This window comes from Bacillus sp. CH_70, assembly GCF_038007045.1.
In the GTDB taxonomy this organism is placed as follows: domain Bacteria; phylum Bacillota; class Bacilli; order Bacillales; family Bacillaceae_G; genus Bacillus_A; species Bacillus_A cereus.
Genome location: NZ_JBBOWL010000001.1, coordinates 1,781,435 through 1,804,837, shown reverse-complemented (window position 1 = coordinate 1,804,837; position 23,403 = coordinate 1,781,435). Strand labels below are relative to the sequence as shown.

The window sequence follows — 23,403 nt, the reverse complement described above, 5'->3', positions numbered from 1 at the left end:
CAATAATTTTGTACGAACTTTTCTGCTTGTTACAGCCAGTAAACTATTTCTTCAGAAAACAAAAAATGTCTACAAGCCATAGCGAAATAGACTTGTAGACATTATTTTTTTTGTCGCACAAGCTCCACCTTCCTTCTCAATATAACGCTTACGAGGTTAGCTGTCGGATTCGGGCCTATGAGTAGCCCTACCTTTTTCAAGGATTCACCCCATCGGATTATGTACTAATCCGTAAAAACGGGTCCCCCGTACCATGCGGTTTCAGCGATTTAGAAAATTGAAACTGTGGATTATAATACTCCTTTATTTTCAAAAAGTAAACAAAAATTTTTAATAAGAAAAAAATTAAAATGATTGCGCATAATCCGCTGAGAAATATACATAATGAATATTAAAAATCCGCAAAGGAGACCCATATGTCTAAAGAAAAGAAGCCTATTTTTTCCGATTCATATTTAGATGCAGTAGCAAATGAAATTAATCAGTTATATGGTAAACGTGAACAGGAAATAAATTTGACAGATAGAACAAAAAGAAATAAATAATTTGTCATACAAAAAAATAAAAAAGATAGCAATACACTTATATATTGCTATCTTTTTTATTTTTTCATACATCTAATTCTATTACAGATTTGTTAAAGGTCATCTCTTCATACACCTTTAAATTTTGATATATAGATTCTAATAATGGTGCCGCTATAGAAAATTTCTCTGCTACATCTAGTAAATATCCTTGCAAGTGCTTCCCTTCAATAAACGAACCCTTTTCCATATCACGTTGCATTGATGACTTCATATCATACGAAATTTTATCAATCGTTTTCATATGTTCCTGGGCAATATTAGCCTTTACTGGAGCTCCTAATACTCTCATGATTTGTACAGATTCATCAAACACATTACGGATAAAATCACGGCCGCCTTCACTTTCACGGATTGGTCCAATTGGTGCACGCATTAACGTTGTCACACCTGACATTACAGTAATAAATAAATATTTATGCCACATATCTTGCGTAATATTTTCACTTAAAACAAAACTAGATTTCGTACCTGAAAATGCTTTAGAAATATGCTTTACTCTCTCTGAATTTTGAGACTTAATTTCTCCAAACACAAGTCTGTTGGCGGCGCTAGTTTGTACAATTTCTCCTTGATCGTTTAACGTCGTCTCGATAAAGCATAAACCGCCAATTACTTTTTCTTCGCCGAATTCTTTTTGTAATAGCGATAAATGAGCGATACCATTTAACAATGGAATGATTACAGTATTTTCGCCAACAAACGGCTTCAAATCTTGAATTGCCTCGTTTAAGTGATACGCTTTTGTTGAAAATAAAATGACATCAAATGGAGAAGTTCGCTCTTCTTTCGTTATTAATTTCGGTCGGAAGGAAAAATCCCCGTTAACACTTCGGATTACAAGTCCTCTTTCCTCTAATTGTTTTTTCCGTTTACTACGAACAAGAAACGTGACATCTTCTCCCTTCTCGACTAATCTGCCACCAAAAAATCCTCCGACTCCACCAGCGCCTAATACTAAAATCCGCATACAGCATCCCCCTTTTCAAAATACAATTTTATAACTTTTAGTATACATAACATTATACATGTTCCCTGCTAAATAAGCTGAATTTTCACTCTCAATTGAGTATAAAAGAGTGGTTATTTTCAAATAAATTTGGGCATGTTGTTTCTATAGCATATATGGAAAGGACACAATGTAGATGGAGGCAATACAATCAATTGAGGAAAAAGGTGTAGCAACAGCTATATTCCAATTTATATTCCCGTTTTCGTTTAAAGCTGGATATGAACAAAATATGTTCCCTTTCTTACAAAAAAACGATTTTCGTCCTTTTCGGCTCGATCATCTCGATGATGAAAATACATATTATGGGGAGTTTAAAGTTTCACATCAAAATATGGAAGCATACTATCTTTCATTTACAAATAAAATTCTCTTTCCTCATTCAGAGCATCAAAAGGGCTTGCAACGTTATTCAAAGGACCTTAACTTAACTGGACATTTAACAACAAACCTTATTTCAATCCCATTCAAGATACACTCTATTGATGTAACACTTTGTCCTTATGAACTTGGCTTCTTAACAATTCGAACAAAAGTAAACACTGCTCCAAACATGACTTTATCTGAAGCAATCGAATTCGCTGCTCGCTTCCGTGTACTTGAAACTAAAACTGATACAAATGAGTCTATTTGTATTGAATGTAACGGAAAAAAGTATTCCCAAGTTGAAAAATTCATTTTTGGTTATTTATTTCATGGCGTAACTGATTTCTTTGAAAAGAAGAGATTAAGAAGTTCATACTTTCAAACCTTCCCTTTCTTTGAAGACCAAAGAATGTACGTTCAAACTTTATTGTCACTAAAAGAAGGTATGGAACTTAATGAAGTGGATGTTTATCGTACTTCCAGTCTTTCCGGATTAACAAGTGATGGTAAACCATATGTAAGTGCAAATAACATTCCTTACATTCATGACTATTTAAAAAAACACGCTTACCAGAGATGGGCTCCAAATCGTTATTTCATTATGGAAGAACATATTTTTACATGTGTAACAAATGAAGGCGAACGCGAAATCTCTAAACTTGCTAGTCAAATGTACGGAGAATTTTATTACGCTTTATTATTAAACCTATTTCATAAAATTGTTTTATTAAAAATGGCAAACGCCTATGCTGAGCTAAACATTGAACAAGATACTAATGAAATAGAGAAATTAATTTATTCGATCAATTCGTTCACTGCTAATTATTTTTCTTTAGAATTAGTATCCCAATCACAAAGTGAAGATATTTTCTTCCGCTTAAGAAAACTTTTTAATATTGAGGTTCTATACTCGAACGCGAAACAAAATCTTGATAGTTTGTTTAAATATCAAGAAAATGTCGCCTCTAAAAAAGATAGCCTTTTATTATTAATTTTAACGCTCTACTCTGTAGTGGGCCAAATGTTAGGGTTTACTATGATTGACCTTTTAAGAAACACCGATTCAAACAAAATATCGTCCCCTCTTGAATTTTTCGCTCTATTAATTGCGATTAGCGGCATTGTCATTTCACTTATTTTAGGAGCCCAAAGTTTATATCAATGGGGTCTACAGCATAAACAAAGAAAAGCTTGGGTAAAACAAACGGTACTTTCTGCCGTTAAAGAGAAAGAGGATAAAAACTAAAGAAGGTTATTTTCAAATTCTTGGTGTGCTGCAGTAAGTGAAATTTTTATCAGCGATTTTTAAATATATCGACTTACCGACAAAAAACGACGAATGACAGGACTGGATAATAAAAAAAGGGTACTCCAAATTAAAACTTGGAATACCCTTTTTTATTATACGAATTCAGCTTACTTCCCAGCTTCGATTTTCTCTAATGCAGTAGCTACTTGCTCTTCCGTTAATTCATGTTGTATTACGTAGCGGTTACGTGGACTTACACGACATTCATGAGAACATGCACGTAAATATTTCGCTTCGTTTTCTTCAGAACATAAAATTTTCTTATTACATTCTGGATTTGAACAGTTTACATAGCGCTCACATGGTTCACCTGTAAAGTGATCTTTACCAACGATAACATGTTCTTTTTGGTTTACTGGAACAGCGATACGCTCATCAAACACGTAACATTGTCCATCCCAAAGCTCACCTTGTACTTCTGGATCTTTTCCGTACGTTACAATTCCGCCGTGAAGCTGACTTACATCTTCAAAACCTTCACGAACTAACCAACCAGAGAATTTCTCACAACGAATTCCACCTGTACAGTAAGTTAAAATCTTTTTACCTTCAAGTGTTTCTTTGTTTTCTCTAATCCAATCTGGTAATTCACGGAATGATTCGATATCAGGTTTAATCGCACCTTTGAAGTGTCCTAAATCAAACTCATAATCATTTCGTGCATCAATGATAACTGTATCTTCTTGTTTCATTGCCTCATAAAAATCTTTTGGCTCTAAATACTTCCCAGTTATTTCGTGTGGGTTAATGTCATCTTCTAGACGAAGTGTAACTAATTCTGGACGAGGACGTACGTGCATTTTCTTGAATGCATGCCCTTCTTCTTCATCTATTTTAAATACGATACCATCAAAACGTGGATCATTATTCATTGCTTCCATGTATTTCTCTGTTTGCTCTACAGTTCCAGAACAAGTTCCGTTAATACCTTCTTTTGCTACAAGAATTCTTCCTTTTAATTCAAGTGAATTACAAAATTCTAAATGCTCTGCAGCAAATTCTTCTGGGTTTTCAATTGTTGTGTACATGTAATATAGTAATACTCTGTATGGTTTTGTAGTTGCCAATGTATTTCTACCACCTATCTAATTTTTAAAATCATGTATAAGTTAACGTTCATATCAAAACATATATAATAAGAAAATGAATCCCATTTTCTTTTCTTTATACTATTTTCTATCAGTTAACAAAAATAAAAAACAAGATTACACATCATAACACTATGGTTATGTTGTAATCCCAATATATTATATATCATACAATTGCAATTCCATCAATTAATATGCTGTATTATCAGCTTTATGTTCACATAAATTTCAAAAACAGCCCTTTAATTCACTATGTTTCCCCATGTCACCACACCATAAACTCCCAATTCATTTTACATTATCACACCATCCATTGCATAAAGGCATATAATTTGCATTAAGGAAACTTTCGTGTTCAAATGAAATTATCACATAACATATTTAAATGTATTGAAATAATGAGTAAGAATAAATACAATAATTTCATCAAGTTAACATTTTAAAGGGGAAAACTACTATGAATAAAGATATAACAAAAGATAAACATCTCCCTTCTGAAAGTACAACTGTACAATCAGCTCACTTAGCTTTAAGTGGAGAAACAAAAGGCTGGAAAAGACTGTTACCATTTTTAGGACCCGCTTTTATCGCGTCCGTTGCTTATATTGATCCTGGCAACTTTGCTACAAATATCGCAGCTGGTTCACAATATGGATATTTACTATTATGGGTTATACTCGCTTCTAACTTAATGGCTGTATTAATCCAAACTTTATCGGCTAAATTAGGAATTGCTACAGGAAACAATTTACCCGAAATAGCTCGTGAAAACTTTCCAAAGCCTGTGTCTATCGGCTTATGGATACAAGGTGAACTAGTTATTATGGCTACAGATTTAGCGGAATTTATTGGAGCTGCATTGGGGCTTTACTTACTATTTGGAATCCCGATGCTACCTGCCGCTTTAATTACAGCAGCCGGATCATTTATTATCCTTGAATTTCAACGTAGAGGATTTCGTCCACTAGAAGCTATTATTACAGGAATGATTTTCATTGTAGTAATCGCTTTTGGGATTCAAGTTTTTTATGCAAAACCAGAATTAAGTCCCCTTCTTTCAGGACTATTTATTCCAAAATTCCAAGGTGTGGACAGTATATTACTTGCAGCAGGGATTTTAGGTGCGACAGTTATGCCGCATGCAATATACTTGCATTCTGCATTAACACAACGCCGCGTGATCGGAACAACTGACGAACAAAAGAAAAAGATTTTTCGTTTCGAATTTATCGATATTATTATTGCAATGGTTATCGCTGGAGCAATTAATGCGAGTATGTTAATTGTTGCAGCTGCACTATTTTTTAAAAATGGTATGCATGTTGAAGATTTAGATGTTGCTTACACTCAATTTACCAACTTAGTAGGTCCTGTATCGGCTGCATTATTTGGGATTGGACTTTTATCAGCAGGACTATCTAGCTCTTCTGTCGGTACAATGTCGGGTGATATTATTATGCAAGGTTTCATTCGCATGCATATTCCGTTATATTTACGCCGATTTATTACAATGATTCCACCACTAGTTATTATTGCTTTAGGTGTAAATCCAACTTACGCTCTAGTTATGAGTCAAGTTGTCTTATCATTCGGTATTGCATTTGCACTTGTACCACTTATTATGTTTACAAGTAATAAAAAGATTATGGGTGCACTCGTTAACCACCGTATAACAACATTTATCGCATGGATAATTGCTGCTCTCGTTATCGTTTTAAATATCTTCTTACTGTATCAAACATTTGTAGGGTAATGAAAAAAGGGTATTCCAATTTTTATTTGGAATACCCTTTTTGGATGAAATGATTTTCTTCTAGTTACCACTTATGTATGCCCCTCTTTCCGGCATCATGACACCATTTTCAGTTCGAAAGTAAAGTGGCAATCCTTCCGCAAAAAACATACTTACCTTGGACGGATCTTGCCTTTGATGATGAATATGTAAATGCGGCTCACTTGAACTTCCTGAGTTACCGACTTGAGCAAGAAACTCTCCTTCATTTACATGTTGTCCTTCTCTCACATTAATTGATCCTTTCTTTAAATGGGCAAGAATTAAAAATGTGCCCGTTTCATCTAGTCGTAAATAAATATGATTCCCAGCCATTGACTGAAAATTATCCGATCCCGGAACTAAATCTTGTTCATTATTATTAATTGATACAACCGTCCCAGAAGCTGGTGCCATTACTTTCGCTCCATATATTCCGTAATCCTCTAACTTACTACTTTTCACTTCAGCAGGTGGAATGAGAATATCATATGCCCACCTTTCATTTGGTTTTATAACGTGATAGTTCATTTCTAACCGATCACCACCCCAACCTATTAATGCTCGCTCATTCAAAGGAAAACGAACTACTGCTTTAGGACTCATAGATTGTATATCTGCTGGATAAGCAATTCTACCTATATTAGCAAACCAACCGACAGGCCAAGCTCCAATGATAGAAAACAGAATGATTAAAAATAGCGTTCTATCTATCCGCTTTCTAAAAATGCCTTTCCAAAAAAATATTATTACTGATCCTATCAAGAGGAAAACTGAAATAAAACTAAAAGCCTGAATACTCCACCAAACAAAAACTGATGTAACACCATTAGCTACATAAACTAAGATCCAACTTATAATTAAAAAAGAAACTATAATTACTAATAAAAATTTCTTCCACATGTCGCATCCCTACTCTCATATCCTTTTTCTCAATGATACAAAGTAAAAATTACGACATATAAAAGAAATACTTACGACTTTCTTACTTTTTTATACTGCGGTAATTTCACAGTAAAAACTGTTTCTTTATCGTTACTACGTACAGTGATATCCCCTTGATGAAGATTGGCTATACTTTTTGAAATTGCAAGTCCTATTCCTTTCCCGCCCGTATGAGAACTACGTGATTTTTCACTACGATAAAACTTCTCAAAAATGTAAGGAAGGTCCTCTTTCGGAATGCATTGTCCAAAATTTTTAATTTCTACTTCAACATTCATTGTTTTATTGAAAATTTCAATTGCAATTTCCTTTCCATCTCTCCCGTACATAATACTATTACCTATTACATTTTCAAATAGTCTCACTATAAGTGTCACATCAACTTCTACATGTAGCACTTCATCACTTTTAATATAAAAGCTCATATTGGCATCATCTAATTGTGGTACAAAGTCAATCATGATTTGTTCAATTAATGCTTTCATATCTACTTCATCTTTATGTAATTCAATCTCTCTATAATTTATTTGACAGTATTCTAATAAATCATCTACTTGATTTTTTAATTCATAACTTTTTCGCTTTAATATACTTACATACTGTTCACATTCTTCTCCATTCGAATGAAGTTTATTTCCTAACAGGTCCGCATAACCGATTAAAGATGTTACTGGCGTTCGTAAGTCATGAGAAATATTACTAATCATTTCATTTTTCATTTCCTGTGATTTTTTTTCATTTTCAATAGACTCTTTTAAGCTTTTCGCCATTCTATTAACATTTGCCGCTAGTTCACCAATCTCGTCATTTTTCAAAATAGGTATATGTATTTCAAAATTACCGTCACTTATTTCCTTCACGTTCTTGTTAATTTGAGACAACCTTTTCATCAGTGTTTTTGTCATTAATGCAAAGTATGTTGTAGTAAAAATCAAAAAAACTATAAAATATAAAAATGAATATTTTTCCTCTAAAACATTAACCTGACTATATATATTTCCAACCAAAATTTGAAACACTATTATACTTACAGTCGCTAACAAGATGCTACATATGAATGCGATAAAAAACTTAGCTCTAATGCCTTGTAATGATTTAATCTTCAATTTTATATCCGACTCCCCAAACATTTTGTATAAACTTCGGTTCTTTTGGATTCTCTTCAATTTTATTTCTCAATCTTGCAATATGAACCATTACTGTATTATTACTTTCATAGGCTCTTTCGTTCCAAACGCTCTCATATATTTCTTCAATTGTGAACACACGATTCCTTGCAGCTGCCATTAAGTGTAAAATATCATATTCAGTTTTCGTAAGATTGATTCTTTCTCCATATAACATTACTGTTCTCGACACTTCATCTATTTCTAAACCTCTAATATTTATTTTCTTTTCCATTACTTGGGGAGCATTTTGATTGAAATATGTATACCTTCTTAATTGGGCTTTCACTCTTGCTATAAATTCAATTGTACTGAACGGCTTCACAATATAATCATCTGCCCCAGTACTAAATCCAATTACCTTATCTACATCCGATGATTTCGCGCTTAAAAACATAATTGGTAAACTATGTTTCTCTCTAATCCTTCTACAAAGTTCTATACCATCCATTTGAGGCATCATAATATCCAAAATAGCAAGTTGAATACTGTTATTATTTATTATTTCTAAAGCCTCTTCTCCGTTATGAGCACTAAAAACTTTAAAACCTTCTTGTTTTAAATTCACATTAATAAATTGAATAATATCTTTATCGTCATCTACAATTAATATCGAATTTTTTTCCATTTCCAAACCTCTTTTTTGAAATATATTCCACATCTAAGTTTATCATAAATCAAATCTACCCTTACACCTTGAATAATCTTTATTTTCAGATTAAATTATATAATAACAAATACATTCTATTTTCATGTGAAAAGGAGCGAAAATATGTTTCCTTTATTAAAAACTGAAAGACTTATTTTAAGAGAACTTACCGAAGAAGATGCACCGCGTATACTACAATGCTTTTCTAATACTAATGTACTGCGCTATTATGGCCAAAAACCGTTACAAGATGTTGATCAAGTGAAACAAATCATTCATAACTTTAAGTTGAGTTACAATGCAAGAAACGGTATAAAATGGGGAATCGAATTAAAAGACAAGAAAGAACTCATCGGTACCATTGGTTTTCACGATTGGTCTTCTGAGCATAAACGAGCCAATATAAGTTATGCCTTTTTGCCTGAACACTGGGGAAAAGGCTATGCGACTGAAGCTGTTTCTGAGGTTATATCATACGGTTTCCATACGATTCATTTAAAGCGGATCGGGGCAATTGTATTTCTTGAAAATGAAGCTTCCAATAAAGTACTATTAAAATTAGGCTTTGAAAAAGAAGGTGTTCTAAAAAATTATATGTATCAAGATGATATCCCATATGATACGAATTTTTACGCTTTATTAAAATCAGTTTAATAGAATTTATGTGTAAAAAACCTTACTTTTAAAAAAGTAAGGTTTTTTGTATTTATTCATTAGCAATATAAGCATTCTTATAAGTATAAATACCACCAAATTGATGCTTTTCAATTCCTTTTACATAATCCTTTTGTACATATGCTGAGCCAATATGATAAAGCGGTGCCACAGCTGCATCTTCTAATAATACCTGCTCGGCTTCTCGCAACGCTTCCCATCGTTTTTCCGTATCTAGTACAAAATCCGTTTTCGCTTTCTTTATTAATTCATCGTAACGAACATTAGAATAATTCATTTTATTATTCGGATTCCCTGTCGTAAATAACTCTAAATAACTAATTGGGTCTTTATAGTCAGGTCCCCAATTTGCCATAGTTATATCGTAATCACCTATTTGTTCTAACTGTAATTTTTGCTTAAATGGCTGTTGTTTAATTTGTATCGTTAACCCTTGCAAATTCTTCTCTAAATCACCTTTTATATATTCTGCCATACGTATTGCATTATCTTGTTCGAACGTTAAGAACTCTAGGTTTACTTGTTCTACCCCAAGCTCTTTTTTCGCTTCTTCCCAAAGTTTTTTCGCATTTTGCAAATCATATGAAGAAATATCTCCATTTTCTTTTCTAAAATCTTTACCAGTCACTTCATTTACATGACCAACTGGTACAAGTCCACTTGCAGGTTTTGCTCCGTTATTAATAAAGTGAGCAACGAAATCATCTTTATTTAACGCTAATGAAATAGATTGACGCACCTTTTTATTTGCTAACGCGTTATTTTTTTCATTAAAACGAAGCATAGCAATTCCAGGATCACTCGACATATGTAATTCCTTATTCCCTTTATACTTGTCTACAACTTGCGAATTAATAGGTACTCGATCCAAATCTCCGGCTTCATATAAATTTACAGCTGTCATTGTATCCTTTAGGATATGAAAGTTTATTTCGTCTAATTTCACTTTCTTTCGATCCCAATATGTAGCATTCTTCTTTAATTGAAACTCTTGTTCATGCTTCCATTTTTCTAATACAAATGGACCGTTATATATGAGATTACTAGGTTCCAATGCATAATTGTTTCCTTGTTCTTTCAAAAATGATTCATGCTGTGGTAAGTATATAGGTAGTGCTAACAACTGTAAAAAATACGGAACTGGCTGTTCGAGTTCAACTTCTAACGTATAATTATTTATCGCTTTAACCCCAAGTGCATCAAGAGGCATTGTTCCCTTATTGATCTCTTTCGCATTTTTTACATAAAAGAGCATGGACGCATATTGAGAGGCTGTTTCAGGGTTAATTGCACGTTTCCAAGCAAATATAAAATCATTTGCTGTTACATTATCCCCATTTGACCATTTTGCATCTTTACGCAAGTCAAATGTATATTTCTTACCATCTTCACTTCTTTTAAACGATTTTGCTATGGCTGGAGTAGGCTGATCTTGATCGTTTAATACATATAACCCTTCAAATATATTCTGCATAATGTGTGCTGATGTACCATCTGTTGTTTTCACAGTGTCCAGAGAAGGAATTTCTTCTGATACTGTTACATTTAACACTTGTTTTTTAACCTCTATGTCACTTTTATCCGCTTTATTATTACAAGCTGTTAATAATAAAGATGTAACAAGTGCCATTACCATTAAATGGCTCTTTTTTCGCTTCATGAGTTGTTCTCCTTAAATATAAAATATTATAAAGCGTAATATATTATAGCAGAAATACTAACAGAAAGATGCGACATTCTTTTGAATATTTATTCGTTCAAGAAAAAAACTATCCTTTTAAAAGGATAGCTTTTTCAACTGCCACATAATTATCTATCTTTGTAAACCTCGTTTATAACGACTTGCTTCAAATATAATACGCTCTTCATCTAACGTTTTACATTCGCCATTCCAAACGACACGTTTTCCGTTAATAATTACATCACTTATATCTTTTCCACTAGCAGCATATACAAGGTGTGATAACACTTCATCCGCTGGTTGTAAATGCGGCTTATTAGACGGGTCAATCGTAATAAAATCAGCACACTTACCAGCTTCTAGTGACCCTGTTTGTTTCATCCCGATTACTTCCGCAGCTCCTTTTGTCGCAAGAGAAAGAGCTGTTTCAACTGGTAATGCTGTTGCATCTTGGTGAATACCTTTTTGTAATAAAGTCGCTATGCGCATTTCTTCAAACATGTCTAAATTATTGTTAGATGCAACACTATCTGTTGCAATTCCTACTTTTATTCCTGCTTCTAGCATCGCTTTTACATTCGCTATACCAGAACCTAGTTTTAAATTACTATTTGGGTTATGTGCTACTCGAACATCATGTTCTGCTAAAAATGCACGCTCATCATCATTTAATACTACACCGTGTGCAATAACTGTTGGGCGTTTAAACAATCCGCAGCTCGCTGCATATTCTACTGGACGTTTTCCGTACTGTGCTTCAATATCACATACTTCACGCTCTGTTTCAGAAAGGTGGATATGAACCATTGTTTGATTCTCTACTGCAATACGAGCACACTCTTCTAACAATTCTGTACTACATGTATATGGACTATGTGGTGCAACCATCGTAGTTAACATGCCACTTTCTTTATAATAACGCTTCACATATTTCTCAGCTTCTTCAATCGCTTTCTTTTCATCGTCTTTCGTTCCGAAGCTAAATAAAGTCCTTGAAACAGCAGCTCGCATCCCGCTCCTTGATACCGTTTCCATAATTGCGTCTTGATCTACTCCAATTGGATTAAACATGTCAGAGAATGATGTTGTACCACTTTTCACCATCTCAAGTAATCCTAATTCCGTACTAGCGACCGCAAGCTCTGGAGTAAATTGACTTTCCAGTGGCCAAATTCTCGTCTCCAGCCATGGCTGTAATAACATATCATCTCCAATACCTCTTAGGAGACTCATTACAACGTGTGTATGTGTATTTACAAGCCCTGGTAAAACCCACTTACCTTTCATGTCAATTACTTCATCTACTTCAAAATCATTTGCAAATTCTCCGCTCTTTACATCTATAATTTGATCATTTTCTACAATGATATATCCATTTTCTATCACTTCGTTTTGTTCATTCATCGTTACAATTGTAGCGTTTACATAAGTTGTTTTCAAAAATATTTCCCCTTTCAACTCTATGAAGTTCCCTTTAATAAGTTACCACCATTATAGTAACTTATTAAAGATTAAGAGTCAAAAGATAATTTTAATTCTTTCGTTATTTTTCCCTTCAAAATGCTATATTGTTTTTCATTTGTATCTGCAAATGCTTCTTCCCGATTTGACTTTTCATCCATATAATTCAATTTCCCATTGAATTGAGTCTCTGTAAAATCAAATCTCTGCCCATCTATAAAGTTATAAAAGTGCCATACCTCTCTTACTTTTGTCTTTTTAATTTCTCCTCCGTATATGTCTTGAACGACAAGAGCTGTAACACCACATTGTCCCTTTGCTGGGTTTTCAATTATCCACTTTGAACTTGTTTCAATTGACCACGATTTTATTAGTGCTTCATATATTCTTTTTTCCTTTACATCATCCATTCTAATCTTCCCCTACTATTAATAGTTTTACACATCATATTTCAAAAGAGGCAGTAAACGACCCTTAAAGACAGTTGATGGTATCTCTCCTATTAACTGTGCTCCCATTTTCAAGTAATATCCTTTTGCATTCGGATCACTATCAATTGTAAAACTTTTTAATCCTAGTTCATTTGCTTTTTCTATTACATACTCCCAAAGTATTTTCCCGTAACCTTTTCCTTTGTAATCAGGATGAATGTACAAGAAATCGAGAGCTTTATCATTACGTAAAAATGAGAAAAAACCAATCTTCGCATTATCGTTTTCTAAAACATATACAAAATTATTTTTTATGTATTCTTCTGTAATTGTTAAATCTTCCTTACAAGCAAGTATGAATTCTTCACTATAATTCCACGTTGCTTTTGATTGTAGTGCGAGTTCACTTAATTCATTTGCTTCACCTAATAACGCTTCTCTTATCTTCATGATTCTTTCTCCTCACTTTCGATATGTAAACTACTAAATTGATTCGGAAAGCACTTCAAAAAACCTTTTATTTTCATAAATTAGAGCTTACTTTTATAATTCTTTATTATAATCAGTACGATTTTCAACAAATTTTTTAAAGAAAAAGAACGCCATCCCTAAAAGTTGGCGTTCTCTTTTTCTAAAATTTAATCTTCAAGCTCACTCATTCGTTTTACTATTTCGTACGATACAAACCTATACAGTTTCTACTACCGCTTCAAGCATTGTTCCATTTTTAGCATAGTTCGTATGCCAAGAAAAAGCTTTTTCTAAAATATGAGGAGTTTGTCCACCTCTTATTTTTGCTTCTTCGTAATAAGCTCGTAGCTGTTCACGATACATTGGGTGTGCGCAATTCTCAATAATAAGTTCCACTCTTTCTCTTGGCGCAAGTCCCCTTAAGTCGGCATATCCCTGTTCAGTGACGATAACATCTACATCATGTTCAGTATGATCTACATGTGAAACGAAAGGAACGATACTTGAAATGTTACCACCTTTCGCAATCGATTTAGTAACAAAGATAGCTAGGCGGGCATTTCTTGCAAAATCGCCAGACCCACCAATACCATTCATCATTTTTGTACCTAAAACGTGAGTAGAGTTAACATTTCCGTATATATCTAATTCTAATGCAGTATTAATTGAGATTAATCCAAGGCGACGAATAATTTCAGGATGATTGGAAATCTCTTGTGGACGCATCATTAATTTGTCACGATATTTTTCAAAGTTAGAAAATACTTGTTGCATTTTCTCTTCAGAAAGCGTGATAGAACAACAAGAAGCAAAATTGACTTTTCCAGCATCCATAAGATCAAAAACTGCATCTTGTAAAACCTCGGAATATACTTCTAAATCTTCAAATTCTGAACCTAACATTCCATGCAATACGGCGTTAGCCACTGAACCAATTCCTGATTGTAACGGCGCTAAACGATTTGTTAATCGGCCTACTTTGACTTCTTCTCGAAGGAATTCTATTAAATGCTGTGCCATAATAACAGTTTCTTCATCCGGAGGAACAATTGTCGATGGCGAATCCAATTGATTCGTAAACACAATTCCCTTTACTTTTTCAGGATCAATTGGAATACCGATTGTTCCAATTCGGTCATCCGTTTTCACAAGCGGAATTGGAAGCCTCTCTCCTTGTTTACCTGGTTCATATAGATCATGTAGCCCCTCTAATTGCGCGGATTGAGCCATATTCATTTCAATAATAATAGACTTAGCATTTAAGGAAAACGCTAAGGAATTTCCAATTGAAGTGGTTGGAATAATCATTCCGTCCTCTGTAATCGCAACCGCTTCCAAAATAGCGAAATCTATATCTAGAACGTCAGCACGAAGTAACTCTGCTGTATGAGATAAGTGCTGATCTACAAATAAAAAGTCTCCGTTATTAATTCCTTTTCGCATTGTCGCATCAGCTTGGAAAGGCAATCGTTTCCCTAAAATTCCTGCCTCAGCAAATAATTTGTCTACATCCGAGCCTAAAGAAGCCCCAGTATAAACATTTACTTTAAAAGATTCATCATTCTTAACTCGGTTTACAAGCGCAAATGGGACTGCTTTCACATCACCTGCACGTGTAAACCCACTTAAGCCTAAAGTCATTCCACTTTGAATCCAGGAAGCTGCTTCTTCAGGTGTAACTACCCGATCTTTTAGACGTTGATCTCTGATTCTATCTAAATTGTTCTCCATATGTAATCCCTCTCTCATTGAATATTCATAATTATTTTACACATTAACACTATCAAAATAGGGATTTTAGTATACAATGCCGAAAATTCAGACAAAACAGCAAATCTAGGTTCTAAAGCAGAAAAATTTAGAATCCTAGAAGCTTACGGAAATAACTAGCGTATGATTGACTAACTGGTACCCTCTCACCATTATCCATCGAAAGTACAAAAGTAGAATGGGTATCAGGATAAATCGCTTTAATATGATTAACATTTACAATAAACGAACGGTGACATCTAATAAATGAATCTTTCGGAAGCAAGTATTCGAATTCTTGTAGAGAGTATTTATGTGTTCCTGATAACTCTTCTGAATTCACATACGTCTTTTTATCTTTAGCCTCTAAATACATAACCTTTGAAAAAGGAACCGGAATCCAGCCGTCTGTTGTTTTTAAAGTAACGACTGACTTTCCATCCGTTAAAGCTGGATAAATTGCCGTTACGCACCCTTCAAGCTTTCCATTGTTTGAAAATGGTACAGCCATTCCATGATAAGGAATACCAAAAACATCCCGATTAATAAACTCAGATGTTTTTTGATTCATCACCATCGATTTATGAGCAATCGTTCCTTCCTTTATAGGATCCCCGACACTAATCTTTAAATCAATTCGTTTACTTGGCCGATAGTAAATATATTCTTTCGTATTCGAAACAGCAATTGAAATTTCATCTGAAAATAATTCACCAACAACATCTAGTAATAAACCTAACGTTCTATCTTCCATTCTATTAACACCTCATTCACTATTATACTACTATTATGAACAGGCATCTGTTGCTTTATAAAAAGTTTGATTTTAAGTTACTTTTAAAATTAGTTTTATTCACTATTACTTCGTTACTACAAAAAACCTCACTTCAGAAAAGTGAGGTTTCCTCTCATACAATATTTCTTTATTTTTTGAACGACTATAGAATAAGATTTATTTTTTATTAAGTAAAGTGAATTTAAGAATTTATTGCCCCTATTTCTGTATAATAAATAATCCCAAACTACAAACAGTTTGGGATTATCTTTCTCATTTATTATGCGCATCTAACCACGAAATTAAATCTTTAAATACTTCATCCTTATTTACTTCATGAAACATTTCATGTCTACCATTTTCATATAAACGTAGTGTCACGTCTTTCACACCACATTTTTTATAGTTTTCATATACTTCTTTTACACCTTTCCCCATATCGCCAACAGGATCACGATCACCAGAGAATATATGTATTGGAAGATTCTTTGGCGTCTTCTTGTATTCTTCTAGTTTATTTACTTCTAATACTCCAGAAAATAATTCTCGGTAAAAACTCGTCGTACAAATGAAACCACATAACGGATCCGCAATATATTTATCAACTTGATTATTATCTGAAGATAACCAATCAAATTTTGTACGATTTGGCTTAAAGTTCGAATTGAAGTTTCCGAAAGATAAAAAGTTTAACATTGGACTTTTCGTTTTTGCCCCGCGCAATATCATTTCGATTGTTGCTACTTTATGACCAATAGCTCCTAAAAGCCCTGGATTTCCACCTGTTCCTGAAATTAGAAATCCATCATATAATTCGCCTCTAAGTTGTACAGCACGTCTTGATAAAAAAGAACCCATACTATGTCCAAGTAAAAACAAAGGACTTGACTGCTCTTCTTTTATCCTTTCTGAAACAAAGATAACATCCGATACAACTTGATTCCACCCTATATTTGGTTCAAAATGACCATAATCTTCTTCTTTTTTTACTGTTTTCCCATGTCCTTTATGATCATGCGCATAAACACCATACCCTGCTTCCAATAAAGCATCTACAAATTCTGTATACACCCCTGCATGCTCTGTCATGCCATGTGCAATTTGAATAATTCCTCTCGGATCTCCTTCTGGTAACCACTTACGCAAATAAATTTCCGATCCATCCAATGCCGTAACGAAACTTTCCTGTACATTCATTTCGTCAGCCCCCAACTCTATTATGTATAGCTTTAAGAAAATGAATATCCATTCACTTTTCTTATTTTATATTATATGTAATTGCTTTCATTATGACAAATGATGTATTTTTCAGACTTGCTTTTAAACTAATTTCTTGACGAATTAAAAATAAAATTATATAGTTACTTACATAAAGTAATTATATAATTTTTAGGAGGTTTCTACTATTATGATGCCATCACTATTTTTAGCACATGGTTCGCCTATGCTCGCTATTCAAGATACAGACTATACACGATTTTTAAAAACACTTGGAGAAACATATAAACCGAAAGCAATTGTTATTTTCACTGCTCACTGGGAAACTGAAGTATTAACGATTTCCTCATCAGATAACGAATATGAAACAATTTATGATTTTGGAGGTTTCCCCCCTGAGTTATACGAAATCAAATATCGTGCGAAAGGCTCTTCTAGCATTGCATCTATGTTAGAAACAAAATTTAGAAACAAAGGTATTCCAGTCCATCATAATATGACGAGAGGTTTAGATCATGGTTCATGGACACTCCTGCACCGCATGTATCCAGAAGCAAATATTCCTGTCGTGCAAATATCAGTAAATCCATTCCTTTCTGCAAAAGAACAATTTGAAATTGGAGAAGCACTTAAAGGACTCGGACAAGAAGATATTTTAGTAATCGGTAGTGGCGTTACCGTTCATAATTTACGAGCACTGAAATGGAATCAAACTACACCTGAAAAATGGGCAATTGAATTTGATGATTGGATTATTAAACATATGCAGAATAACGATAAAGATGCATTGTTTAATTGGGAGAATAATGCTCCTCATGCACAATTAGCCGTACCAAGAGCAGAGCATTTTGTTCCTTTGTTTATTGCAATGGGAAGTGGCGAGAATAGCGGTGAAGTCATTCACCGTAGTTATGAGCTTGGTACATTAAGTTATCTCTGTCTTCGATTTTAAAGAAAAAGGATGAAGCACATGTTGCTTCATCCTTTTTCTTTTTCATTCACTTAGTTAACTAACTTCCAAACGTTGTTTCTCTGATACTTCTTCGTTCTTATTATGAAAATAAACCCAAATACACGCAATAAATAATAGTGATGATGTAGAGAGGAAAACATATTGGAAGCCTGCATGCGCTGCAATTTGTCCCCCGAGCACTGGACCAATCATATTTCCTAAAAACTGAAACGACTGATTATATCCAAATATTCGTCCCGTAACATGGGTTGGTGTATGTTGTTTTAGTAGAGTTTGTACGGAAGGCAATAATCCTGCTTGGGCGATACCTAATAAAAATCGAAGAATTAATAGTTGCCACGCTGAGGTTACAAATGCTTGCGGGATAAAAATAATTCCTGCTGCAAATAACGCTACAACTAACGTTTTTTGAGGACCGATATGATCTGATAATCTTCCTAGTCTTGGTGCTGCCAAAATAACTGCTAATCCTGTCGCTGACATAACTGCTCCCGCAATTGTTTCAATATGTGCAGTATGAGGACCTACTAAATTTTTCACGTACAATGTAACAATGGGTTGAACTGACATATTAGCAAGTTGAATAATAAATGTTGTTACAAATAAACTAATAATTAAATGCTTCGCTGGGACCATCGTCCATACTTTTTTCGGCTGTGTTTTTTTTGCTTGAGCAGAGTGATTTTCTTCATGCAGGAAGAAAAAAACGATGAGAAAGGAAAGGAATAAAAAAGCTCCTGTAACAAGAAAGACATGACGCATTCCAATTAACTCAGACAAATAACCTCCAAGTAACGGCCCAAGTAACGAACCGCTCACACCACCAGTTGAAATTGTGGAAATCGCCCAACCTGAATGTTCTTTCGGAGTTTCTGCTGCAATAAATGTCATCGCTGTTGAAAGGAAACCAGATACTGCTCCCATTAAAAATCTTAGTGCGACTAGTTGATACACATCCGTTACAAACCCCATAAGCGTCATAATAATCGCCATACCGAGGCTAGCACGAATAAGCATCAATTTCCGTCCATGTATATCACCAAGCTTTCCCCATATTGGCGATACGATCGCACCCATTAAAAATGTTACACCAAATGCAAGTCCCGACCACTGTGCAATGCTTGAAGTGCCAGTTACTCCTAATTCCTCAATATAAAAAGATAAGAAAGGAATTACTAAACTCATACCGGCTGCAGTGGTAAAACAACCTAGCCAACAAATCATTAAATTCCGTTTCCAGCTGGCCATTTTCACACCTTCTTTCTTTAGATACCCATTCTACACCCTTTCTTGTAAAAAGTTTAGTAATTTGCTTTATATGCAAGATTTACTACAAAACCCGCTATTTCCCAGTAAAAACCACTACATCTCTACATCATTTTCATAATAAAACCAACTCCCCTAAATGAAGTTGGTTAATAATCCATTAAACCGTAACCATAAATAATTGAAACAATTACACCCACTACCAATATACCTGGAAGTAAATTTGCCACCTTGATTTTAATAATACTAAGCAAGTTCAATCCAATAGCAGATATCATAATGCCGCCCGTAGCCGTCATCTCCACTATAAATTGGTTCATTAATTCTTTCGGGACAAAACTATTAATTTGTGTTGCAAAAACTGCAATACCACCTTCATATAAAACAACTGGAATCGCCGAAAATACTACGCCAATTCCTAGAGTTGTCGTTAATATAATAGAAATAAATCCATCGATAATCGCCTTTGTAAATAAAATATCATGATTTCCGCGAATCCCACTGTCAAGTGCACCAAGTATCCCCATCGCGCCAATTGCAAAAATTAAAGTAGCTGTTACAAAACCTTCTGATATGCTACCTTTCCCTTTCGATCCAACTTTATTTTCTAGCCAATCCCCTAAATGTTTTAACTTTTCTTCTAATTGTAACCATTCTCCAATTACCGTACCAATCACTAAACTCAGTATGACAACAAGAAAGTTTTCACTTTTTAATGCCATTTGAAGCCCAAGCACAGTAACCGCTAAACCGATTGCGTGCATTATCGTCCCTTTCATACTTTCTGGAATCCTACTAAATAATTTACCAAGTAAAGTACCAAATATAATACAAATCCCATTTACAACTGCTCCTAATATAACCATTTCTCATTCTTCACCCTTCGAATTCTTTATTTCTATATTTTGGTTTATACATTGATTTACAGGTTATCTATATGTTAACTTAATATTGAGAATATTAACAAATGTTTTCCACTACATAACCCGCTATTTTTTGTAACTTTAATTACCTTTAATAGATTCAGTGTTAATTTAATTGCGGGATAATATTAAAAGGGAAGGTATATATGAAAACTTTACTAAAACGATTTTTGTTAATAGCCTTTTTCATTACACCGATTGTTTTATTAATCAATTACTCTTTTATTTCAAAAGCAAAAGACAAACCCGATTTGCAAAACAAATCTAGTAAAACCGCTTCAAAAAGCGAAAAGAAAATAGAAGACCAAGAAATCACACTCACCTTCTCTGGTGATACAATGTTTGATTGGCAATTACGTCCTATAATCGAAAAGAATGGGGCTGATTACCCATTCCAACATGTAAAAGAAGAAATAAAAAAAGCTGATATTTCTTTTGTGAATTTAGAGTCGGCATTTACAACGAAAGAAAAGAAAGCACCTGGGCAACTGTTTTGGATTAAAAGTGATCCATCTACACTACAAGCTATTAAAAACACTGGATATGACATCGTAAATATTGGGAATAACCACACACTTGATTATGGGCAAGATGGATTATTAGATACGATTTCTCACGTAGAAAAATTAAAGTTCCCTTACATTGGAGCCGGAAAAAATGCGAAAGATGCATATACAGCACGAGAAATGACCGTAAAAGGGAAAAAGTTTAAATTTCTTTCCTTCGTTCGATTTATGCCTGATTCTAATTGGGTAGCTGGTGAGAATAAACCTGGCGTTGCGAATGGCTATGATTTAAATCTTGTAACAAAAACAATTAAAGAACAAAAACAAGATGCAGACTATTTAATCGTCTATATGCATTGGGGCGTTGAAAAATCAAATCGTCCGGTAGAATACCAAAAGCAATATGTACCTAAAATGGTTGAAGCAGGAGCTAACGCAATTGTCGGAAGCCATCCACATTGGTTACAAGGGTTTGAGTATTATAATAAAGTTCCTATCGCTTACTCATTAGGTAACTTTTTATTCCCGAGTTATGTGAATGGGAAAAGCGCTGAAACTGGCGTATTAACTTTAACTTTTAAAGGAAAGGATGTCCAAATGTCATTCAATCCTTATATCATTCGCAACAACCAAGTTTCCCCTGTAAATGAGGGAGAAAAGAAAAAAGCTCTTCAATATTTACAAACAATTTCAACTGATGTAGAAATTGATGATACAGGGAAAATAAAAAACAAACGAAACTAGACAGCTCAAGATCTATTTCTCTGTAATATACTTTACAGAATAGGTGATAAACATGCTGAAAGACTTATTAGAAAATGTAAGTTTGTTAGAGAACGTTTATAAAATTTCTATAGCAGTTCTACTTTTATGTTCCTTTTATTCTGTGAGACTATTTAAAAAAATAAAGCGAGAGAGAAATCTTACTCCTTTTGAATTTACAATGCATGTAATCATTCGTATTGCGATACTCTTTTGGTTAGCTAGCTTTATTCTTCTTGAATTTAATGAGTACCTAGTTTAACTATAAAAAAGATAGAACAAGCACTATATTCCCTCGCTTGTATCTATCTTTTTTATTTATATTCTAACTCTTTCCTTCTATTAAATAAGCAAATCAAACAAAACAGGGTTTTTATTAAGTTCCATAAATTGAATATTATTTTCTTTAAAGCGAGTAATTAATTGCTCATAATCTTCTTTATGTTTTAATTCTACGCCGACTAATGCTGGACCATTTTCTTTATTATGTTTCTTAATATACTCAAAGCGCGTAATGTCATCTTCTGGTCCTAATCCTTTATCAAGAAATTCTCTTAGCGCACCTGAACGCTGCGGAAATTCAATGATAAAGTAATGTTTCAGTCCTTCATACATGAGCGAACGCTCTTTCATTTCTTGCATTCTATCAATATCATTATTTCCACCACTTAGCGTACATACAACTGTTTTACCTTTTATTTCATCTCTATATAAATCAAGCGCTGCAATAGAGAGTGCACCAGCCGGTTCAGCTACAATCGCATTTTTCTTATACAGTTCTAAAATCGTCGTACAAACTTTCCCCTCTGGTACTAAAATAATATCGTCAATTACATCTTTACAAGTTTCAAATGTTAACTTTCCTACTTTTTTAACAGCTGCCCCATCAACAAAGCTATCTATTTTCTCCAATGCTACATTTTCATTTTGAAGAAAAGCCTCTTTCATAGATGCAGCTCCCATTGGCTCTACACCAATAACCTTTGTAGTAGGACTAACACCTTTTACATATGTACCAACTCCTGATGCTAATCCACCACCACCGATTGCTGTAAAGATATAATCAACCGGTTTCTCCATATCATGCATAATTTCAACTGCCACTGTCCCTTGACCAGCAACTACATACGGATCATCAAACGGATGAACAAATGTCATTCTATTTTCTTCACAATAACACTGTGCTTCTTGGAAAGAGCTATCGAATGTATCACCAACTAATACAATCTCTGCGAAATCACCACCGAAAAATTGTACTTGTGATACTTTTTGTTTCGGTGTTGTTGTGGGCATAAATATTTTTGACGGAATCTTCAATAAATTACACGTATAAGCAACTCCTTGCGCATGATTACCAGCACTTGCACAAACAACACCGTTTTGTAACTTTTCTTTCGGTAAACTTTGAATCAAATTGTATGCACCACGAATTTTGAAAGAGCGAATTAATTGTAAGTCTTCTCGTTTTACATAAACGTCACAATCATATTTCTCAGATAAAACTGTATCACGTTGTAACGGTGTTTTAATAACGATATCTTTCATGCAATTATGGGCCATTAAGATATCTTCAATTTTCACTCTCTCCTTTACCTTTTGCACCATTATATATCATCCTTATCTCT

Annotated in this window: 22 protein-coding genes and 1 riboswitch; of the genes, 7 read left to right on the top strand and 15 right to left on the bottom strand. The window is 33.9% G+C overall.

The window, feature by feature from the left end; genetic code table 11:
• Nucleotides 1-130 precede the first annotated feature (130 nt).
• A riboswitch (cyclic di-AMP (ydaO/yuaA leader) is annotated at nt 131-277 on the bottom strand.
• Nucleotides 278-416: 139 nt separating this feature from the next.
• Nucleotides 417-545, top strand: a complete 129-nt coding sequence (locus tag N2V79_RS09315; RefSeq protein ID WP_000031873.1) for a hypothetical protein — start codon at nt 417-419, stop codon at nt 543-545.
• A 64-nt stretch (nt 546-609) separates the two neighbouring features.
• Here the strand turns inward: N2V79_RS09315 and panE are convergent, their stop codons facing one another.
• Nucleotides 610-1,554: a 2-dehydropantoate 2-reductase gene (panE, locus tag N2V79_RS09310; protein ID WP_065228634.1), complete on the bottom strand. Its 945-nt coding sequence runs from the start codon at nt 1,552-1,554 to the stop codon at nt 610-612.
• Between the two features lie 175 nt (nt 1,555-1,729).
• Between panE and N2V79_RS09305 the strand changes: the two genes are divergently transcribed.
• Nucleotides 1,730-3,205 (top strand): hypothetical protein, encoded by a 1,476-nt coding sequence (locus tag N2V79_RS09305; RefSeq protein ID WP_340719795.1) that lies wholly within the window; start codon nt 1,730-1,732, stop codon nt 3,203-3,205.
• A 170-nt stretch (nt 3,206-3,375) separates the two neighbouring features.
• Here N2V79_RS09305 and trhO read toward each other — a convergent pair whose 3' ends face one another.
• Nucleotides 3,376-4,335 (bottom strand): oxygen-dependent tRNA uridine(34) hydroxylase TrhO, encoded by a 960-nt coding sequence (gene trhO / locus N2V79_RS09300; RefSeq protein WP_000246233.1) that lies wholly within the window; start codon nt 4,333-4,335, stop codon nt 3,376-3,378.
• 478 nt (nt 4,336-4,813) lie between these two features.
• On the opposite strand from trhO, the gene N2V79_RS09295 reads away from it, so the two are divergent.
• Entirely contained in the window at nt 4,814-6,109 is a 1,296-nt protein-coding gene (locus tag N2V79_RS09295; protein ID WP_053564763.1) for an Nramp family divalent metal transporter, read from the top strand.
• Between the two features lie 60 nt (nt 6,110-6,169).
• On the opposite strand, the gene N2V79_RS09290 is transcribed toward N2V79_RS09295, so the two are convergent.
• The 3 genes from N2V79_RS09290 to N2V79_RS09280 form a co-directional block, all read right to left on the bottom strand.
• Nucleotides 6,170-7,030, bottom strand: coding sequence for a M23 family metallopeptidase (locus tag N2V79_RS09290; RefSeq protein WP_069355401.1), 861 nt, complete (start codon nt 7,028-7,030; stop codon nt 6,170-6,172).
• 71 nt (nt 7,031-7,101) lie between these two features.
• Nucleotides 7,102-8,202: a sensor histidine kinase gene (locus N2V79_RS09285; protein WP_340719794.1), complete on the bottom strand. Its 1,101-nt coding sequence runs from the start codon at nt 8,200-8,202 to the stop codon at nt 7,102-7,104.
• The gene (locus tag N2V79_RS09280; RefSeq protein WP_000414517.1) at nt 8,168-8,866 is read right to left on the bottom strand and encodes a response regulator transcription factor; all 699 of its coding nucleotides are present in this window, start codon (nt 8,864-8,866) and stop codon (nt 8,168-8,170) included. The genes N2V79_RS09285 and N2V79_RS09280 overlap by 35 nt, the downstream gene beginning before the upstream one ends.
• 144 nt (nt 8,867-9,010) lie before the next feature.
• Between N2V79_RS09280 and N2V79_RS09275 the strand changes: the two genes are divergently transcribed.
• Complete coding sequence (locus tag N2V79_RS09275) at nt 9,011-9,541, top strand: GNAT family N-acetyltransferase (protein ID WP_000484220.1); 531 nt, start codon at nt 9,011-9,013, stop codon at nt 9,539-9,541.
• 52 nt (nt 9,542-9,593) lie between these two features.
• Here the strand turns inward: N2V79_RS09275 and N2V79_RS09270 are convergent, their stop codons facing one another.
• The 7 genes from N2V79_RS09270 to N2V79_RS09240 all read right to left on the bottom strand — a co-directional run bounded on the left by N2V79_RS09270 (nt 9,594) and on the right by N2V79_RS09240 (nt 17,327).
• Entirely contained in the window at nt 9,594-11,222 is a 1,629-nt protein-coding gene (locus N2V79_RS09270) for a peptide ABC transporter substrate-binding protein (protein WP_053564766.1), read from the bottom strand.
• A gap of 153 nt (nt 11,223-11,375) precedes the next feature.
• Nucleotides 11,376-12,701 (bottom strand): bifunctional S-methyl-5'-thioadenosine deaminase/S-adenosylhomocysteine deaminase, encoded by a 1,326-nt coding sequence (locus tag N2V79_RS09265; RefSeq protein ID WP_340719793.1) that lies wholly within the window; start codon nt 12,699-12,701, stop codon nt 11,376-11,378.
• A gap of 53 nt (nt 12,702-12,754) precedes the next feature.
• On the bottom strand, nt 12,755-13,114 hold the full coding sequence (locus N2V79_RS09260; RefSeq protein WP_000342902.1) for a YunG family protein: 360 nt from the start codon (nt 13,112-13,114) through the stop codon (nt 12,755-12,757).
• A gap of 27 nt (nt 13,115-13,141) precedes the next feature.
• A complete protein-coding gene (locus N2V79_RS09255) occupies nt 13,142-13,585 on the bottom strand; it encodes a GNAT family N-acetyltransferase (protein WP_053564767.1) in 444 nt (147 codons plus the stop codon).
• A 237-nt stretch (nt 13,586-13,822) separates the two neighbouring features.
• Nucleotides 13,823-15,337, bottom strand: a complete 1,515-nt coding sequence (locus N2V79_RS09250; RefSeq protein ID WP_053564768.1) for an acetyl-CoA hydrolase/transferase family protein — start codon at nt 15,335-15,337, stop codon at nt 13,823-13,825.
• Between the two features lie 127 nt (nt 15,338-15,464).
• Complete coding sequence (locus N2V79_RS09245) at nt 15,465-16,109, bottom strand: LytTR family DNA-binding domain-containing protein (RefSeq protein WP_029441983.1); 645 nt, start codon at nt 16,107-16,109, stop codon at nt 15,465-15,467.
• Between the two features lie 294 nt (nt 16,110-16,403).
• Nucleotides 16,404-17,327 carry an alpha/beta hydrolase gene (locus N2V79_RS09240; protein WP_340719792.1) on the bottom strand — a complete coding sequence of 308 codons (924 nt, stop codon included), beginning with the start codon at nt 17,325-17,327 and terminating at the stop codon, nt 16,404-16,406.
• A 211-nt stretch (nt 17,328-17,538) separates the two neighbouring features.
• Between N2V79_RS09240 and N2V79_RS09235 the strand changes: the two genes are divergently transcribed.
• Complete coding sequence (locus N2V79_RS09235; protein WP_016513025.1) at nt 17,539-18,300, top strand: DODA-type extradiol aromatic ring-opening family dioxygenase; 762 nt, start codon at nt 17,539-17,541, stop codon at nt 18,298-18,300.
• A gap of 54 nt (nt 18,301-18,354) precedes the next feature.
• Here N2V79_RS09235 and N2V79_RS09230 read toward each other — a convergent pair whose 3' ends face one another.
• Together N2V79_RS09230 and N2V79_RS09225 are read right to left on the bottom strand one after the other, a co-directional pair.
• Nucleotides 18,355-19,569 (bottom strand): multidrug efflux MFS transporter, encoded by a 1,215-nt coding sequence (locus tag N2V79_RS09230; protein WP_000179302.1) that lies wholly within the window; start codon nt 19,567-19,569, stop codon nt 18,355-18,357.
• A gap of 167 nt (nt 19,570-19,736) precedes the next feature.
• Nucleotides 19,737-20,453, bottom strand: coding sequence for a DUF554 domain-containing protein (locus N2V79_RS09225; RefSeq protein WP_000236031.1), 717 nt, complete (start codon nt 20,451-20,453; stop codon nt 19,737-19,739).
• Nucleotides 20,454-20,656: 203 nt separating this feature from the next.
• On the opposite strand from N2V79_RS09225, the gene N2V79_RS09220 reads away from it, so the two are divergent.
• The gene (locus N2V79_RS09220; RefSeq protein WP_000854539.1) at nt 20,657-21,760 is read left to right on the top strand and encodes a CapA family protein; all 1,104 of its coding nucleotides are present in this window, start codon (nt 20,657-20,659) and stop codon (nt 21,758-21,760) included.
• 52 nt (nt 21,761-21,812) lie between these two features.
• Nucleotides 21,813-22,040 (top strand): hypothetical protein, encoded by a 228-nt coding sequence (locus tag N2V79_RS09215; RefSeq protein ID WP_095691084.1) that lies wholly within the window; start codon nt 21,813-21,815, stop codon nt 22,038-22,040.
• An 80-nt stretch (nt 22,041-22,120) separates the two neighbouring features.
• Here N2V79_RS09215 and ilvA read toward each other — a convergent pair whose 3' ends face one another.
• Entirely contained in the window at nt 22,121-23,383 is a 1,263-nt protein-coding gene (gene ilvA / locus N2V79_RS09210) for a threonine ammonia-lyase IlvA (RefSeq protein ID WP_098127342.1), read from the bottom strand.
• Nucleotides 23,384-23,403 lie beyond the last annotated feature (20 nt).

Excerpts from the sequence above, each read along its gene's own strand:
- N2V79_RS09290 (WP_069355401.1), bottom strand. The coding sequence starts at position 7,030 with ATGTGGAAGAAATTTTTATTAGTAATTATAGTTTCTTTTTTAATTATA.
- N2V79_RS09230 (WP_000179302.1), bottom strand. The coding sequence starts at position 19,569 with ATGGCCAGCTGGAAACGGAATTTAATGATTTGTTGGCTAGGTTGTTTT.
- N2V79_RS09250 (WP_053564768.1), bottom strand. The coding sequence starts at position 15,337 with ATGGAGAACAATTTAGATAGAATCAGAGATCAACGTCTAAAAGATCGG.
- N2V79_RS09225 (WP_000236031.1), bottom strand. The coding sequence starts at position 20,453 with ATGGTTATATTAGGAGCAGTTGTAAATGGGATTTGTATTATATTTGGT.
- N2V79_RS09245 (WP_029441983.1), bottom strand. The coding sequence starts at position 16,109 with ATGGAAGATAGAACGTTAGGTTTATTACTAGATGTTGTTGGTGAATTA.
- N2V79_RS09275 (WP_000484220.1), top strand. The coding sequence starts at position 9,011 with ATGTTTCCTTTATTAAAAACTGAAAGACTTATTTTAAGAGAACTTACC.
- N2V79_RS09280 (WP_000414517.1), bottom strand. The coding sequence starts at position 8,866 with ATGGAAAAAAATTCGATATTAATTGTAGATGACGATAAAGATATTATT.
- N2V79_RS09285 (WP_340719794.1), bottom strand. The coding sequence starts at position 8,202 with ATGTTTGGGGAGTCGGATATAAAATTGAAGATTAAATCATTACAAGGC.
- N2V79_RS09215 (WP_095691084.1), top strand. The coding sequence starts at position 21,813 with ATGCTGAAAGACTTATTAGAAAATGTAAGTTTGTTAGAGAACGTTTAT.
- N2V79_RS09235 (WP_016513025.1), top strand. The coding sequence starts at position 17,539 with ATGATGCCATCACTATTTTTAGCACATGGTTCGCCTATGCTCGCTATT.
- N2V79_RS09295 (WP_053564763.1), top strand. The coding sequence starts at position 4,814 with ATGAATAAAGATATAACAAAAGATAAACATCTCCCTTCTGAAAGTACA.
- N2V79_RS09255 (WP_053564767.1), bottom strand. The coding sequence starts at position 13,585 with ATGAAGATAAGAGAAGCGTTATTAGGTGAAGCAAATGAATTAAGTGAA.
- N2V79_RS09240 (WP_340719792.1), bottom strand. The coding sequence starts at position 17,327 with ATGAATGTACAGGAAAGTTTCGTTACGGCATTGGATGGATCGGAAATT.
- ilvA (WP_098127342.1), bottom strand. The coding sequence starts at position 23,383 with ATGGTGCAAAAGGTAAAGGAGAGAGTGAAAATTGAAGATATCTTAATG.
- panE (WP_065228634.1), bottom strand. The coding sequence starts at position 1,554 with ATGCGGATTTTAGTATTAGGCGCTGGTGGAGTCGGAGGATTTTTTGGT.
- N2V79_RS09315 (WP_000031873.1), top strand. The coding sequence starts at position 417 with ATGTCTAAAGAAAAGAAGCCTATTTTTTCCGATTCATATTTAGATGCA.
- N2V79_RS09305 (WP_340719795.1), top strand. The coding sequence starts at position 1,730 with ATGGAGGCAATACAATCAATTGAGGAAAAAGGTGTAGCAACAGCTATA.
- N2V79_RS09220 (WP_000854539.1), top strand. The coding sequence starts at position 20,657 with ATGAAAACTTTACTAAAACGATTTTTGTTAATAGCCTTTTTCATTACA.
- N2V79_RS09260 (WP_000342902.1), bottom strand. The coding sequence starts at position 13,114 with ATGGATGATGTAAAGGAAAAAAGAATATATGAAGCACTAATAAAATCG.
- N2V79_RS09270 (WP_053564766.1), bottom strand. The coding sequence starts at position 11,222 with ATGAAGCGAAAAAAGAGCCATTTAATGGTAATGGCACTTGTTACATCT.